This is a genomic window from Bradyrhizobium sp. WSM4872 (assembly GCF_055811715.1).
This window is the reverse complement of record NZ_JBVVPT010000041.1, coordinates 37,500-51,476: the sequence shown is the minus strand read 5'-3', so window position 1 is coordinate 51,476 and position 13,977 is coordinate 37,500. Positions and strand designations below refer to the sequence as shown.

Genomic DNA, 13,977 nt, shown 5'->3' with positions numbered 1-13,977 from the left:
TTGACAACAGAGATAGTCGCTCACCCGTCTCGCCGCTGCGCGGCGAGCCACCCTCTCCCACAAGGGGAGAGGGGAACTGTCAGCGCGGCTCGACAGCGATGTTGCTAAACTCACGCCTCGCCGCACAGCCAGGCTTTCATCTTCTGCAACAGACCGTGCCGCAACTCGCCCACCGAGGCCGCTTCAGCCGGTGTCAGTGTCTGCAAAGCTGCGTCGACCTCGTTGGTTGCCAGCGTCGGCTCGGGCGCAGACGACGATGCAAGCCCCGCCGCCGCGAGCGCGATGGGGCCAACCTGGGTCAGGAACACACGCTCATACTCGCGCGACAGGCGCGCGAGCGCGTCTTCCAGCGTCAGCCAGTCGACCGCCTTGATGTCGTTCATCAACTTGCGGACGGGACCGCCCCCGGTCTCCATGCGCCAGAAATGCACGACCTTGGAGCGGCCACCGGACTGATAGACGAGCGTGCCCAGAAATTCGTGGATGGCGACGTCGTGGCCGGTCTCTTCCAGCACCTCGCGATGCGCGGCTTCTCTCGGCGTTTCGCCGTCGTCGAGCTTGCCCTTGGGCAAGACCCATTCGTTGCGCTTGCGCTGGCGCACGACGGCAATCAGCGGCGGCGCACCTCGCCGCAGCACAATACCACCCGCCGCCATGACCGGCGCCCGTGCCATCACCCAATCCGTCGTCGTAGAAACGTCCCCACGAACGATATAGGCGGCCGAGGCGCCAGATTGAAGGCTAGTTTTTTCTCAGCAGCGCTTGACCCGCCCGGATGCGCGTGCCTTCGGCGATGCCGTCGCAGAAGGTGAAATCGCCGGGCGCGAGGATAATAATGGTCGAGCCATGCTCGAACCAGCCGAGCTCCTCGCCCTTGCTCACGTTGACGTCGCAGGGAAAATTGACCGGACCCCTTGTCTGCGCGTTCAGCACCATGTCGAGGAAATGCAGACGGATGCTTGCGACCAGGATGGCGGCGACCGGCACCAGCGTCACGGCCTCGCCCGTCGGCAAACGCGTGCGGATCACCGCGCGCTCGTTCTTGCAAAACAGACGCTCGACCCGCTTCAGCGCGATCGGGTTGACGTTCCAGACATCGCCATGGATCAGCGTGACGCGCTCAATATGCGCGTCAAAGGGCGCGTGGAAGCGGTGATACATGCTCGAGGTCAGCCGCAGCGTGACGAAGGAGCCGTTGCGGTGCTGGTCGACCAGCGCGGAATCGCCGAGCAGATCGAGCAGCGAGTACGGCGCGCCCTTGACCTGGAACAGCTCGGTGTCGGCGATCCGGCCATGGGCGCCGACGATGCCGTCGGACGGGCTGGCGACGATGGAGGGGTCCGGATCAAAGGGTCGCAAGCCGGGCTTGAGCTTCCGGGTGAAGCAGTCGTGCAGACTCCTGAAATGGGTCTTGCGCGCCTCCGACAGATCGAGGTCGGAGAACAGCTTCCACAGCGCGATGGAGCCGTCCCGCACCAGCGGGTTCTCGATCTTCGAGAACCAGCCCATGAAGCGGGTCAGCGCGGCGCGAGGGATGCGGTTGGTCAACAGGAAGTTGAGGTCTTCCTGCTGGGTGAAAGAGGCGATGAGGGCTTTGACTGTCATGAATCTGTCAGCTCGCAGTATTAGCGCTTGTTGTCATGGAAACGACACTCCCGATTCTTTCTTTGTCCGTGGCCGCCGCAGCGTCCGCTGCCGCCGCCTTCCCGAAGCTCAAGGCGCGGATCGAATTGTCCCGCGCCAAGCACCGCTCGCTCGCCGGGCACTCCAAGATGTCGCGCCGCGTGGCCAGGCTGCTTCCGTTCTACGAATTCGAAGGCGATGCGTACTTCGCCTGCGACGGCGCGCCGGCGAACATCGCAGGCCTGCGCAAGGACGGCTTCTTCCGTCTCGCGCGTCTCTACGCCGAGCGCTATCCCAAGGGCCGCGCGATGACGAAGGAAGCGGCGGAAAAGATCTCCGACCTGCACTTCACCGAAACTTACCGCGTGCCGTTCCAGTTCTCGCGTCTCGTTCGCGAGCATTTGGGCACCTCGAGCTTCGTGGAGTCCTCGCGCGGCGTCACCGTCACCGATGTCGACGGCAACACCTCCTACGACCTCACGGGGTCCTACGGCGTCAACATCTTCGGCAACGACTTCTACAAGGAGTGCATCGAGGGCTCCGAGAAGCGGGCGCATGCGCTCGGACCGGTGCTCGGCCCCTACCATCCGGTCATCCTCGAGAACGTGGCGCGGCTGTGCCAGATATCGGGCCTCGACGAAGTGTCCTTCCACATGTCCGGCACCGAAGCCGTGATGCAGGCGGTGCGGCTTGCGCGCTATCACACCCGGCGCACCCATCTGGTCCGTTTCGCCGGCGCCTATCATGGCTGGTGGGGCGACGTGCAGCCCGGCGTCGGCAATCCGATCACCGCGCACGAGACCTACACCCTCGCCGAGATGTCGGAGAAGACGCTGCACGTGCTGCGGACGCGCAAGGACATCGCCTGCGTGCTGGTCAATCCGCTGCAGGGGCTGCATCCGAATAGCAACGCGCCCGGCGACTCCTCGCTGGTTGATTCCTCCCGCGGCGGCAATTTCGACCGCGCGGCCTACACCGAATGGCTCAAGAAGCTGCGCGACGTCTGCACGGAGCGTGGCATCGTGCTGATCTTCGACGAGGTCTTCGTCGGCTTCCGTCTCGCTGCAGGCGGCGCCCAGGAATACTTTGGCATCAAGGCCGACATGGTGACCTACGGCAAGAGCCTCGCCGGCGGCTTGCCGGTCGGCGTGGTCTGCGGCAAACGCGAGCTGATGCGCCGCTTCCGCGACGATCGTCCCGCCGACGTCTGCTTCGCCCGCGGCACCTTCAACTCGCACCCCTACGTCATGACGGCGATGGACGAGTTCCTGAGCCGGCTCGCCAGCCCGAACTTCCGTGCCGTCTATGAAGGGTTGGATGAGACCTGGAACGAGCGCGCGCAAAAGCTCAACCGGATGATGACCGATGCCGACCTGCCGGTGCGGTTCGCGAACTTCTCGTCGATCTGGACGGTGAAATACGCCACGCCGTCCCGCTACAACTGGATGCTGCAGTACTATCTGCGCGCCGAAGGCCTGTCCCTGAGCTGGGTCGGCACCGGCCGGCTGATCTTCAGCCTGAACTACACCGACGCCGATTTCACCGAGGTCGCCGAGCGTTTCGTTCGCGCCGCCGAGAAAATGAAGGCCGACGGCTTCTGGTGGCACGATGGCGTCCTCACCAACAAGACCATCAAGCGGCAGATCCTGAAAGAGATGCTGGCCAAGCGCTTCGGGCGCTGAGGTTCTTCCTTCCACCACGGTCAGTCCGGGGCACAGCCTCTCCTCTCCCTCTCCCCGCTCTTCGCGGGGAGAGGGTTGGGGTGAGGGGCTGCTTCCGCAATCACGGTGAGAGCTGGACTCGCGGAGAGGGGGGGGGGGGGGGGGGGGGGGGGGGGGGGGGGGCGGGCCGCCCCCCCCCCCCCGGGGGGGGGGGGGCCCCGCGGGGGGGGGGGGGGGGGGGGGGGGGGGGGGGGGGCGGCGCCGCGGGGTGGGGGGGGCGCGCCGCCCCCCCCCCCCGGGCGCGCGCGGCCCGCGCGGAGCCCCCCCCCCCCCGGGTGTGGCGCCACACCAAACCCCGACCTCTCCCCGCACGCGGGGAGAGGTGAAGGAAGCACCGCGTTCGCGGCTCCCAAGACGTGGATGCCCGGGACAAGCCCGGGCATGACGTAGCCAATCGACATCGGAGTATCTTGTGAGAACGGCGCGCTCAGGCGTGCTGCTCTTCGAGCGTGGGCTCGCCGATGAGGCCCAGGGTGTGCTCGGGGTTAAGGTGCAGGCCGGGGTCCATCAGCTCGCCGCGCATCAGCGCCAGCGGCGCGTTGCGGTAGAGCATCAGATCGTGGAAGGGGTCGGTCAGGATCTTCGTCATCCAGACGAGGCCGGTCTCGACGTCGCGGATGAAGAACAGGTGCACCGTGCGGAACATGAGACCGCCGCCGCCGACCACGAGCCAGATCTTGGCGACCTGCCGCATGAAGTCGGTCGCACCCGCCCAGGGTGTGAACAGTCCGAACAGCGTGGGATCGACGACGAGCACCAGCGGCGACAGCGCCCAGATCGACATCAGCACCACCTTGCGCTGAAGATTGTAGCCGACCTTGATCTCTTCCTTGTGCTCGTGCGTCGCCTGGTTGATCTGGTCGTAGCCGTGCGGCTCGAAGAAGAAATGACCGGCCTGGCGCGAGGTCATCGAGACCAGCCAGCCGACCAGCGCCGATACCATGGGATCGATGAACAGCCAGACATAGGCGAACAGGAAGCTCAGCGCACTGACGAAGTGCAGGGCCTGATTGATGCGGCTGTGGTGATAGTAGCGATGGTCGTCCCAGCGCTGGATCCGCAGCTGCTCGAGATAGTTCTTGATCATGCTCTCCCCCAAATGCTTTCGGGTTCAGGATTTACAGAGATTCGATGTAGGCCGTGTGACATCATCATTTTGTCATGTGACGATGTGCAGCGGCGCGGTGACGCACGCGACGCGTGAGCTTGGGTTACGCTGCCTTGGCGACGTCGACCTTGCGGAAGCGCACCAGCGAGAAATGACCGAGCGGCGGAATCAGGCGGCGCTCGGCAAGCTCGATGCCGTTGGCGCCGGCGAGCCATTTGGCATAGCGCGACCAGGCGAACTCGGCGGTGCGGAAGCCGAGCGGACGCACCACCGGCTGCAGCTTCTGCTCGATGAAGCGGCGCATGCCGGTATCGGCGCTGACGCGGGTGAGGATGATGAGCTCGCCGCCCGGGCGCAGCACGCGGGCGAATTCGTCCAGCGCGACTTCCGGATTCGGCACGGCGGTGACGACGTATTGCGCCATCACGACGTCGAAGGAGTCGTCGGGGAATTCGAGCTTCTCGGCATCCATCACCGCGAGGCCTTCGACGTTGTTCAGCTTGCCCTCGGTGACGCGCTGGCGCGCCTTGTCGAGCATCGCCTCCGAGATGTCGGTGCCGAAGATGCGCAGATGCGGCGCGTAGAGCGGCAGCGAAATGCCGGTGCCGACGCCGACCTCGAGCACCCGGCCGCCGATCTTGTTGGTGGCCGCGATCGCGGCCTGCCGGCCCTTGGCGAACACGCCTCCGAACACGAGGTCGTAGACTGGTGCCCAGCGGTCATAGGCCTGCTCGACCGTGCCACGAGTGAGGTCGAGCTGCTGGGTGCCGTCAAGGTTCATGATCTTAGCCATCGATGAGGTTCTCGCTGTGGTTCGAACGTTGGGTCAACCACGCACCGGCCGCCGCGCCATGCGAGGCGAGGCGCGCAAGGCACGGCTCGGCTGAAGTGAGGTGAGGTTGCCGACGAACTGGCGCGCGCTGTTTTCCCAGGAGCGCTCCAGCGCGAAGTTGCGGCAGGTCTGGCGCGACATGGTGAGCGCGCGCAGACACGCGGCGCGCAGATCGTGGTCGATCGCGCCGATCGGATGATCGGCGATGACGTCCTTCGGACCCGTCACCGGAAACGCCGCAACCGGGGTGCCGCAGGCGAGCGCCTCGAGCTGCACCACGCCGAACGTGTCGGTCAGGCTCGGAAACACGAACACGTCGGCGGCGGCAAGATGCGCGGTGAGATCGGCGCCCTTCTTCTCGCCGAGGAAGACGACGTCGGGATATTTCTTTTCGAGCGCAGCTTTCTGCGGGCCGTCCCCGACGACGACCTTGGTGCCGGGCAGGTCGAGCGAGAGGAACGCTTCGAGGTTCTTCTCCACCGCCACGCGGCCCATCGTCATGAAGATCGGCCCGGGCAGATCGAGCTTGGCCGGAGAGTCCGGATGGAACAGCTCGGTATTGACGCCGCGGGTCCAGAAGCCGAGCCGCTTGAAGCCGCGCTCGGAGAGCTCCTGCCGCAGCGAGGGCGTTGCGACCATCGTCATGGCGGCGGCATCGTGGAAGTGGCGCAGCACGGCATAGCCGACGCTCGCGGGAATGCCGGTCCGCACCGAAACGTATTCGGGAAAGCGCGTGGTGTAGGAGGTGGTGAAGGCGAGCCGGTTGCGACGGCAATAGGCCCGCGCCGCCCAGCCGATCGGCCCTTCGGTCGCGATGTGCAGCGCTTCCGGCGCCGCCCTCTCGATCCGCCGCGCAATCTCCTTGCCGCTCGGCAGCGCAATGCGCAGCCCCGGATAGGTCGGCAACGGCCACGACCGAAAACCGTCCGGCGTCAGGAAGTCGATCTCGACATCCAACGTCTTGGCAGCGCCGGCCAGCGAGGTCAACGTCCGCACCACACCGTTGACCTGAGGATGCCAGGCGTCAGTCGCGATTAATACCCGCATGGGGAAATCCCGAGATTTTTATGATTCTCGGCTTTGGACCATCAACCACGGATATTTCAGGCGTGTGACGTCATGGAAGTGTCGGCCCGCTGTTTTGTTCGTTAACGGGTCCGCGCAGCCACGAAACCGTCATGAAACAATCCTTGCCGCCATGAAGCCGTTTTCGGTTTTCCGCGCAAACGTCCCGAAACTTCTTTCCGTTAGTGATCTAGCCAACAGAGCACCGAAACGGTGCCGGGGTGACCAAGAAACACCGCGCAACAGGGGCGACCAATGATCAATCTGGAGACGTTGAAGACTTATTCGCGCGCCGTTGCGTTTGGCGCAGTGGCTGTCACCGCGATCGCGTTCGCTGGCCCGGCAAAGGCCGCGCCGGTGCAGCTCTTCCCGTTCTTCCAGCCGCTGCCGCCGATCGCGGCGCCGCAGCCGTATCAGCCTTATCAAGCCACGCCCTATCAGGCCGCGCCGTCCGAGGATCAGGACGCCGTCGAAACCCCGGCCCGCTTCCGTCGCCAGACCGTCACCTATGCGACGCGTGAGGCGCCGGGCACCATCATCATCGATACGCCCAACACCTACCTCTATCTCGTGCTCGGCAACGGCCAGGCGATGCGCTACGGCATCGGCGTCGGCCGCGACGGCTTCACCTGGTCCGGCACCCAGTCGGTGACCAAGAAGGCGGAGTGGCCGGATTGGACCCCGCCGCCGGAAATGATCGCCCGCCAGCCTTATCTGCCGCGCCACATGGCCGGCGGCCCCGGCAACCCGCTCGGCGCGCGCGCCATGTATCTCGGCGGCACCATCTACCGCATCCATGGCACCAACGCCCCCGACACCATCGGCAAGCACGTCTCCTCCGGCTGCATCCGCCTGACCAACGACGATGTCGCGGACCTCTACTCCCGCGTCAACGTCGGCACGAAGGTCATCGTGCTGCCGATGACGGAACGCCGCGCCGACCTCGGCGCCGCGACGCGGTAAGCGACAGGACATTGTGACGCAAACGGCCCCGGAACCCACCGGGGCCGTTTTCGTTTGCCCTCGGCATCCCGACGCGCGCGTGCTGCGGCGCGATCCCTGATGGAGGCGCGAATGCAATCACGTCCGCAAACGCCGCAAGGCACATGGCTGCGCGCGATCGCCGGAGCCGGCGCATTGGCACTGCTGTTGACCGCGCCCGCCTCGCTCGCACAGCAGCCGCCGAGCGACGACGCAGCCCAACAGGCCTTCAACAATTCCTGCCGCACCTGCCACTCGGTGAAAGAGGGCGACAATCGTCTAGGCCCCAACCTCAATAAAATCGTGGGACGCAAGGCCGGCTCGCTGCCGAACTACAATTATTCCTCCTCGATGAAAGAAGCCGGCTTCGTCTGGGACCAGGACAAACTCACCCGCTTCATGGTCAAGCCGGACGAAATCGTATCCGGCAACAAGATGCAGCCCTATGGCGGCGTCTCGGCGGAGGAAGCGGGCAAGATCGTTGCTTATTTGCAGGCGGCTTCGCGGTAGAGCTACCGACTTCACCGCTCCGCAATCAACCTCAGCCACGCCGCCGAATGAAACGCGCTCATTAAGAGATACATCGGCACCATCCCTTCGAGCATCGCCCCATGTCCGGCGCCGCACAGCATGTCCGCGGGGCCATCGGGCGCGACCGTCAGCACGGCCATGATCGCGAAGGTCGGCGTCGCCGCCAACGCCAGCCATCTGGCGAGGTGGCGCGCGGCCACCATACCGTTGCGGCTCGCGCCGGCAGTTGCGCTCATGGGACTAGTCACGTCCTTCAGCGGCCTCCTCGCGAAAAGCCTTCTCGCCGGCGGTCGAGATCTCGACCCATTTCTTGTCGGGTGCCGCACCTTCGGTGTAGCTGTCGTGCCAATTCCACCATTTGTAGGTCGGCGTCTGCGGATAACCCTTCGGCGAATCCTCCCAGACCTCCTGCCGTCCCAGCGGCGTGATGTCGAGGTAATTCCAGGTGCCGCCCATCTGCTCGTCGCCGCGGCTCTTGACGAAGTAGGTGCGGAAGATGCGCGTCCCGTCCCGGTAGAACACGTTGGTCCCGTGCCACTCGTCGACGCCGAAATCCGCATCGAAACTATCGGTGACGGTGACCCATGGCATGGTCCAGCCCATCCGCTGCTTCAGCCTGCTGATATCAGCCTGCGGCGCCCGCGAGGCGAACACCAGCGTGGTGTCGCGGGCATTCAGATGCGCGACATGGGCGACCTGGTCGGCCACCATGGAGCAGCCGCGGCAGGCATGATCCGGCCAGCCGAACACGCCCGGCTCGAAGAAGGCGCGGTAGACGATCAGTTGTCGCCGGCCCTGGAACAGGTCGTGCAGACTGACCTTGCCGCCGGGCCCCTCGAACGCATAGGTTTTGGTGACTTCCATCCACGGCATGCGCCGGCGCTCGGCGACCAGGGCGTCGCGGGCACGGGTATGCGCCTTTTCCTTCACGAGCAGTTGCTGACGGGCGGCCTCCCAGTCCTGCGGCGACACCACCGGCGGTGTTTGCATGGCGGCCTGTCCGTTATTCCCTGCGTTGTCAGCTGATGTCATCATGGGTCTCCAACTTTTCCCGGGCGGCCGTTCCGGATCTCGCGATGGAAGATGCGGAACCGCTCGTCCCTCGCCGCACATTGTCGGCCGTCAACGATCTCTCGCACCGGACGGTTGCGTAGTGGGAGTAACAAGTGTGGCGGGATTTGAATGGAGTCGCTGATCACGGCCGCGGCCCGCGCGCTCCAAGCCGGCGATCCGCTCGGCGCGCTAAACCGCGTTGCGCTGCGCAACGATGCACCTTCGCTGGCGCTGCGCGGCATCGCGATGGCGCAGCTCGGCGATCTCGCCAAGGCGAAGACATTGCTGCGCAGCGCCGCACGCGCCTTCGGTCCGAGAGAGGCAGTCGCGCGCGCAAGATGCGTGGTGGCGGAAGCCGAGATCGCACTCGTCTCGCGCGACCTGAACTGGCCGGCCAACACGCTCGCGGCCGCGCGGGCGACGCTCGCAAGCCACGGTGACCTCGCCAACGCCGCCCATGCGGGTCACATCGAAGCGCGCCGACTTCTCCTGCTCGGATGCCTCGACGAGGCCGAGCGCACGCTGGCCGAGACCAAGACCACGCCATTGCCCCCTGCTGCGCAGGTCGCCCGCGAGCTCGTGATTGCCGGCATTGCCATCAGGCGGCTCAGAACGAAAGAGGCGCGCGCGGCGCTCGGGCGCGCGGCGAGCGCAGCACGGCAGGCCGGCATTGCCGCGCTTGCGGCCGAGGTCGAAGGCACGAGCCGCGTGCTCGACACGCCCGCAGCGCGCCTGATCACGCGCGGGCACGAACGGCCGTTGCTGCTCGAGGAGGTCGAGGACCTCGCGACGTCGGAGTCGCTCGTGGTGGACACGTTCCATCACGCGGTTCGCAGGCGAGGCATCCTCGTGTCGCTCGGAACGCGGCCGGTGCTGTTCGCGCTCGCCCGCATCCTGGCGCAGTCCTGGCCGGCCGATGTCTCGCGGGAAGCGTTGATCACGGGAGCGTTTCAGGCAAGGCACGTCGATGAATCGCATCGCGCCCGGCTGCGCGTCGAAATCGGACGGCTCCGCACCAAGCTCGAGCCTCTCGCCGATATCCGCGCGACCCGGCAAGGTTTTGCGCTGACGCCGCGCAACACGCGGCAGGTTCTCGTGCTGGCGCGGCCCGTCGAGGAGAAGCACGCCAATGTGCTGGCCTTCCTCTCCGACGGCGAGCCCTGGTCGAGCTCGGCGCTCACGCTGGCGCTGGGAACGAGCGCGCGCACCGTGCAGCGGGCCCTCGAAGAGCTGGCGCGATCGAACAAGGTGCAGTCCTTCGGACACGGACGGGCGCGGCGCTGGATGACGCCGCCCGTGCCGGGTTTCCCGACAGGCTTGTTACTCCCCGGACCGCTCATGAAGACCTAAGATGGGATTCACACCACAGGGACCGAGCAGATGAAACGTTCAGCCGCCGAGATCGTCAGGGAATACGGGCCCTTTGCAGGCGTCGAAGCCGTGCACGGCGTCACCTATGACGGCAGCCATATGTGGTTCGCATCCGGCGACAAATTGAATGCGGTCGATCCGGCCGATGGCAAGATCGCTCGCTCCATCGATGTCGCCGCGCATGCGGGAACGGCGTTCGACGGCCGCCACCTGTTCCAGATCGCCGAGGACCGCATCCAGAAGATTGACGCTGCGACCGGCAAGGTGCTCGCCACCATCCCCGCGCCCGGCGGCGGCGGCGACTCTGGATTGGCCTGGGCCGAGGGCTCGCTCTGGGTCGGACAGTATCGGGAGCGCAAGATCCATCAGGTCGATCCCCAGACGGGAAAAATTCTCCGCACCATCGAAAGCAAACGCTTCGTCACCGGAGTGACGTGGGTCGACGGCGAGCTCTGGCACGGCACCTGGGAAGGCGAGGACAGCGACATCAGGCGGATCGATCCCGAGACGGGCAAGGTGCTGGAGCAGCTCGACCTGCCCGCCGGGACCATGGTGTCAGGATTGGAGTCCGATGGCGGCGACCGCTTCTTCTGCGGGGGCGGAGATCGCGGCAATGTGAGAACGGTCCGCCGTCCGAAGCGCAGCTAGGGTGTGCCATGAAGAATGCACGGCAATTGCGCGATCGCAGCCGTTAATTTGTTTGCCCCAATTCCACCCCATCGGTGGGCTCTAGCGCCCTCCTCGCCTGCCCTGTAGACTTCTGCCCGGGCGGCCTGGGGGATTGATGCGACTGACGCTGAACTTGAAAACTGTCCTGATCGCCGTCGCGGTGCTCGCGGCGTCGTTTTTCATCAGCCTGAAGGCGATGGACTGGCTGTCGCCGCGAGCGACGAATTCCGCACCGCCGGTCGCGCAACTGCCGCCGCTGCCGCCGGTCGCGAAGAGCTCGATCGTGGTGGCGCCGGTCGCCATCGCGCTGTCGGCGATTCGCGAGCAGGCCGAGAAGGCCGCCCCGCGCAATTTCGCCGGCAAGGCCGAGAACCCGATTTCGCAAATCCTGGAGAACGCCGACATCGGCTGGTCCGCCGTGCGCGGGCCGATGGCAGCTGCCGGCGACAAGGACGTGCTGACGATCTCGACGCCGCTCACGGGCAAGCTGAACGTGACGGGCTCGCTGTCGTCGAAAGCCACCGGCGCGCTCGGCGAGGCGCTCGGTAGCGTGCTCGGCGGCAATGCCGCGAAACAGATCGGCGCGGTCAACATCAAGAATCTGAACGCCAGCGCCGAGATCAAGGGCAACGTCGTCGTCACCTCGCGGCCGAAGCTCGCGGCCAACTGGCATCTCGAGCCCAATCTCGGCGCCCAGGTCAATCTCGGCGATACCAACCTCAACATCTCCGGCGCCAAGGTCAACGTACCTGCACAGGTGAAGCCGCTGATCGACAAGACCGTCGGCGAACAGATCAACGCCGTTTCCGAACGGATGCGCAACGATCCGACCTTGCGGGAGAACGCGAAGCTGCAATGGGCCAAGGCCTGCCGCTCGATCCCGCTGCAAGGCTCGGGCTCCTCGGCCGCGCTGCCGCCGCTCTGGCTGGAGATGAAGCCGATCCGCGCCATCGCGGCGCAGCCGCGCGTCGACGCGCAGGCCGTGACCCTGCTGATGGGCCTGGAAGCGGAGACGCGCGTCACCTCCACGCCGACCAAGCCCGACTGCCCGTTCCCCGACAAGATCTCGATCGTGCCGCCGACCGGCACCGGTGTGAACATCGGCGTCCCGATCGACGTGCCTTTCACCGAGATCAACAAGCTGATCGCCGCGCAGATGGTCGGCCACACCTATCCCGAGGACGGCTCCGGTCCCGTGGACGTCACCGTCAAGAGCGTCAACGTAGTCCCGTCGGGCGAGCGCCTCCTGATCTCGCTGCTGGTGCGCGCCAAGGAGAAGAAGAGCTGGCTTGGTCTCGGCGCCGAAGCGACCGTGCACATCTGGGTCCGGCCGATGCTCGACCAGGCGCAGCAGACGCTGCGGCTCGCCGACATCCAGCTCGCGGTAGAGTCCGAGGCGGCCTTCGGCCTGCTGGGTGCCGCGGCGCGCGCGGTGGTGCCGCAGATGCAGCAGGCGCTGGTGCAGAAAGCGACAATCGATCTAAAGCCGATTGCCGCCAATGCACGCGAGAAGATCGCCGCCGCGATCGCCGACTTCCAGAAGAGCGAGGACGGCGTCAGGGTCGATGCAAAGATCGACAGCCTGACGCTGGCCGACATCGCCTTCGACTCCAAGACGCTGCGCGTGATCGCGGAAGCCGGGGGCTCGCTGAATGTGTCCGTGACGAAATTGTCGGGAATGTAGCGCGCGCCTTTTCCCGACGGCTCCGTGCGCGTCGTCGTTTGCGCCGCTGGCAATCTGGTCGGAGGATGCTAAGCTATTCCTCGCACCCCGGGGACGAGGTGCTGACAGCACTGGTGCTGACAACGCGAGGACGACATGGAAGCCGGCATGGTCACGCCTGCGCCGGCGCTGGTGCGCTTTTCCGGCATTCAGAAGACCTACGATGGCGAGCACCTCGTGGTGAAGAACCTCGATCTCGACATCAGGAAGGGTGAGTTCGTCACCCTGCTTGGTCCGTCGGGCTCCGGCAAGACGACTACGCTGATGATGCTGGCCGGCTTCGAGGTTCCGACCCATGGCGAGATCTACCTCGCGGACCGGCCGATCAAGAACGTGCCGCCACACAAGCGCGACATCGGCATGGTGTTCCAGAACTATGCCCTGTTTCCGCACCTGACGATTGCGGAAAATATCGCCTTCCCGCTCTCGGTTCGCAACACGAACAAGGCCGAAGCGCAGGATCGTGTCAAAGCGGCATTGCGCATGATCAAGATGGAAACCCTGGCGCAGCGCCGGCCCGGGCAACTGTCCGGCGGTCAGCAGCAACGCGTGGCGCTGGCCCGCGCCCTGGTTTTCAATCCACAACTCGTGCTGATGGACGAGCCGCTGGGCGCCCTGGACAAGCGCCTTCGGGAGCAGATGCAGCTGGAGATCAAGCAACTGCACGAGACGATGGGCATCACCGTCGTCTACGTCACCCACGATCAGGGTGAAGCGCTCACCATGTCGGACCGCATCGCCGTATTCAACGACGGCATCGTGCAGCAGATCGACAGGCCCGACGCGCTGTATGAGCATCCGGTGAACAGCTTCGTCGCCCATTTCATCGGCGAGAACAATGTTTTGTCCGGCACCGTCGAGACGGTTGAAAAAGAATATTGCCGCGTTGCGCTGGCTGGCGGCGGCGCCGTGACCGCACGAGCGGTCAACGTATCAGGCGCGGGCGCATCGACCTCGCTGTCGGTGCGGCCGGAGCGGATCGCCATTATCCCGGATGGCACCTCCGGCGACGAACCGAACCGACTGCCGGCAAAGGTGCAGAACACCATCTATCTCGGCGACCACGCGCTGGCCGTGCTCGATGTCGCCGACAACAAGGAGTTCATGGTCAAACTTCAGCCGGGGGCGCATGACAGCCTGACACATGGCAACCTGAGAGCTGGCAGCCTAACACCTGGCGATGACGTGTTCATCACCTTCCGCCCGGAGGACTGCCTGGCCCTCGATCCCGTCTGAACCAACCATGCAGCATCGCTCCAACGCGGGCGGACCTGCACCGACCAAGCTCAACGCAAGTCAC

General features: G+C 65.5%; 14 protein-coding genes. 7 read left to right on the top strand and 7 right to left on the bottom strand.

Features of this window, described 5'->3' with window-relative positions:
* Positions 1–110 precede the first annotated feature (110 nt).
* Both AC0L3C_RS33530 and asd read right to left on the bottom strand, forming a co-directional pair.
* Complete coding sequence (locus AC0L3C_RS33530) at positions 111–674, bottom strand: NUDIX hydrolase (protein ID WP_473410123.1); 564 nt, start codon at positions 672–674, stop codon at positions 111–113.
* 67 nt (positions 675–741) lie between these two features.
* Positions 742–1,605 (bottom strand): archaetidylserine decarboxylase, encoded by an 864-nt coding sequence (gene asd, locus AC0L3C_RS33525; protein ID WP_473410122.1) that lies wholly within the window; start codon positions 1,603–1,605, stop codon positions 742–744.
* A 35-nt stretch (positions 1,606–1,640) separates the two neighbouring features.
* Between asd and AC0L3C_RS33520 the strand changes: the two genes are divergently transcribed.
* Entirely contained in the window at positions 1,641–3,305 is a 1,665-nt protein-coding gene (locus AC0L3C_RS33520) for an aminotransferase class III-fold pyridoxal phosphate-dependent enzyme (protein WP_473410121.1), read from the top strand.
* 466 nt (positions 3,306–3,771) lie between these two features.
* Here the strand turns inward: AC0L3C_RS33520 and AC0L3C_RS33515 are convergent, their stop codons facing one another.
* The 3 genes from AC0L3C_RS33515 to AC0L3C_RS33505 form a co-directional block, all read right to left on the bottom strand.
* Positions 3,772–4,431 (bottom strand): hypothetical protein, encoded by a 660-nt coding sequence (locus AC0L3C_RS33515; protein ID WP_473410120.1) that lies wholly within the window; start codon positions 4,429–4,431, stop codon positions 3,772–3,774.
* 124 nt (positions 4,432–4,555) lie between these two features.
* Complete coding sequence (locus AC0L3C_RS33510) at positions 4,556–5,245, bottom strand: class I SAM-dependent methyltransferase (RefSeq protein WP_473410119.1); 690 nt, start codon at positions 5,243–5,245, stop codon at positions 4,556–4,558.
* 33 nt (positions 5,246–5,278) lie between these two features.
* A complete protein-coding gene (locus AC0L3C_RS33505; RefSeq protein WP_473410118.1) occupies positions 5,279–6,331 on the bottom strand; it encodes a glycosyltransferase family 4 protein in 1,053 nt (350 codons plus the stop codon).
* Between the two features lie 273 nt (positions 6,332–6,604).
* Between AC0L3C_RS33505 and AC0L3C_RS33500 the strand changes: the two genes are divergently transcribed.
* Together AC0L3C_RS33500 and AC0L3C_RS33495 are read left to right on the top strand one after the other, a co-directional pair.
* Positions 6,605–7,312, top strand: coding sequence for a L,D-transpeptidase (locus AC0L3C_RS33500; protein ID WP_473410117.1), 708 nt, complete (start codon positions 6,605–6,607; stop codon positions 7,310–7,312).
* A 111-nt stretch (positions 7,313–7,423) separates the two neighbouring features.
* A complete protein-coding gene (locus tag AC0L3C_RS33495; protein ID WP_473262960.1) occupies positions 7,424–7,840 on the top strand; it encodes a c-type cytochrome in 417 nt (138 codons plus the stop codon).
* Positions 7,841–7,851: 11 nt separating this feature from the next.
* Here AC0L3C_RS33495 and AC0L3C_RS33490 read toward each other — a convergent pair whose 3' ends face one another.
* Positions 7,852–8,109 carry a hypothetical protein gene (locus AC0L3C_RS33490; protein WP_473410116.1) on the bottom strand — a complete coding sequence of 86 codons (258 nt, stop codon included), beginning with the start codon at positions 8,107–8,109 and terminating at the stop codon, positions 7,852–7,854.
* A complete protein-coding gene (locus tag AC0L3C_RS33485; RefSeq protein WP_473410115.1) occupies positions 8,102–8,896 on the bottom strand; it encodes a DUF899 domain-containing protein in 795 nt (264 codons plus the stop codon). Before AC0L3C_RS33485 ends, AC0L3C_RS33490 begins: the two co-directional genes overlap by 8 nt.
* Positions 8,897–9,043: 147 nt before the next feature.
* On the opposite strand from AC0L3C_RS33485, the gene AC0L3C_RS33480 reads away from it, so the two are divergent.
* The 4 genes from AC0L3C_RS33480 (at position 9,044) to AC0L3C_RS33465 (ending at position 13,913) form a co-directional block, all read left to right on the top strand.
* Positions 9,044–10,264, top strand: a complete 1,221-nt coding sequence (locus AC0L3C_RS33480) for a helix-turn-helix domain-containing protein (RefSeq protein WP_473410114.1) — start codon at positions 9,044–9,046, stop codon at positions 10,262–10,264.
* 30 nt (positions 10,265–10,294) lie between these two features.
* Positions 10,295–10,933 carry a Vgb family protein gene (locus AC0L3C_RS33475; protein WP_473279263.1) on the top strand — a complete coding sequence of 213 codons (639 nt, stop codon included), beginning with the start codon at positions 10,295–10,297 and terminating at the stop codon, positions 10,931–10,933.
* 136 nt (positions 10,934–11,069) lie between these two features.
* Positions 11,070–12,638, top strand: a complete 1,569-nt coding sequence (locus tag AC0L3C_RS33470; protein ID WP_473410113.1) for a DUF4403 family protein — start codon at positions 11,070–11,072, stop codon at positions 12,636–12,638.
* Between the two features lie 135 nt (positions 12,639–12,773).
* Complete coding sequence (locus tag AC0L3C_RS33465; protein ID WP_473410112.1) at positions 12,774–13,913, top strand: ABC transporter ATP-binding protein; 1,140 nt, start codon at positions 12,774–12,776, stop codon at positions 13,911–13,913.
* Positions 13,914–13,977 lie beyond the last annotated feature (64 nt).

Excerpts from the sequence above, each read along its gene's own strand:
- AC0L3C_RS33530 (WP_473410123.1), bottom strand. The coding sequence starts at position 674 with ATGGCACGGGCGCCGGTCATGGCGGCGGGTGGTATTGTGCTGCGGCGA.
- asd (WP_473410122.1), bottom strand. The coding sequence starts at position 1,605 with ATGACAGTCAAAGCCCTCATCGCCTCTTTCACCCAGCAGGAAGACCTC.
- AC0L3C_RS33520 (WP_473410121.1), top strand. The coding sequence starts at position 1,641 with ATGGAAACGACACTCCCGATTCTTTCTTTGTCCGTGGCCGCCGCAGCG.
- AC0L3C_RS33515 (WP_473410120.1), bottom strand. The coding sequence starts at position 4,431 with ATGATCAAGAACTATCTCGAGCAGCTGCGGATCCAGCGCTGGGACGAC.
- AC0L3C_RS33510 (WP_473410119.1), bottom strand. The coding sequence starts at position 5,245 with ATGGCTAAGATCATGAACCTTGACGGCACCCAGCAGCTCGACCTCACT.
- AC0L3C_RS33505 (WP_473410118.1), bottom strand. The coding sequence starts at position 6,331 with ATGCGGGTATTAATCGCGACTGACGCCTGGCATCCTCAGGTCAACGGT.
- AC0L3C_RS33500 (WP_473410117.1), top strand. The coding sequence starts at position 6,605 with ATGATCAATCTGGAGACGTTGAAGACTTATTCGCGCGCCGTTGCGTTT.
- AC0L3C_RS33495 (WP_473262960.1), top strand. The coding sequence starts at position 7,424 with ATGCAATCACGTCCGCAAACGCCGCAAGGCACATGGCTGCGCGCGATC.
- AC0L3C_RS33485 (WP_473410115.1), bottom strand. The coding sequence starts at position 8,896 with ATGATGACATCAGCTGACAACGCAGGGAATAACGGACAGGCCGCCATG.
- AC0L3C_RS33480 (WP_473410114.1), top strand. The coding sequence starts at position 9,044 with ATGGAGTCGCTGATCACGGCCGCGGCCCGCGCGCTCCAAGCCGGCGAT.
- AC0L3C_RS33475 (WP_473279263.1), top strand. The coding sequence starts at position 10,295 with ATGAAACGTTCAGCCGCCGAGATCGTCAGGGAATACGGGCCCTTTGCA.
- AC0L3C_RS33470 (WP_473410113.1), top strand. The coding sequence starts at position 11,070 with ATGCGACTGACGCTGAACTTGAAAACTGTCCTGATCGCCGTCGCGGTG.
- AC0L3C_RS33465 (WP_473410112.1), top strand. The coding sequence starts at position 12,774 with ATGGAAGCCGGCATGGTCACGCCTGCGCCGGCGCTGGTGCGCTTTTCC.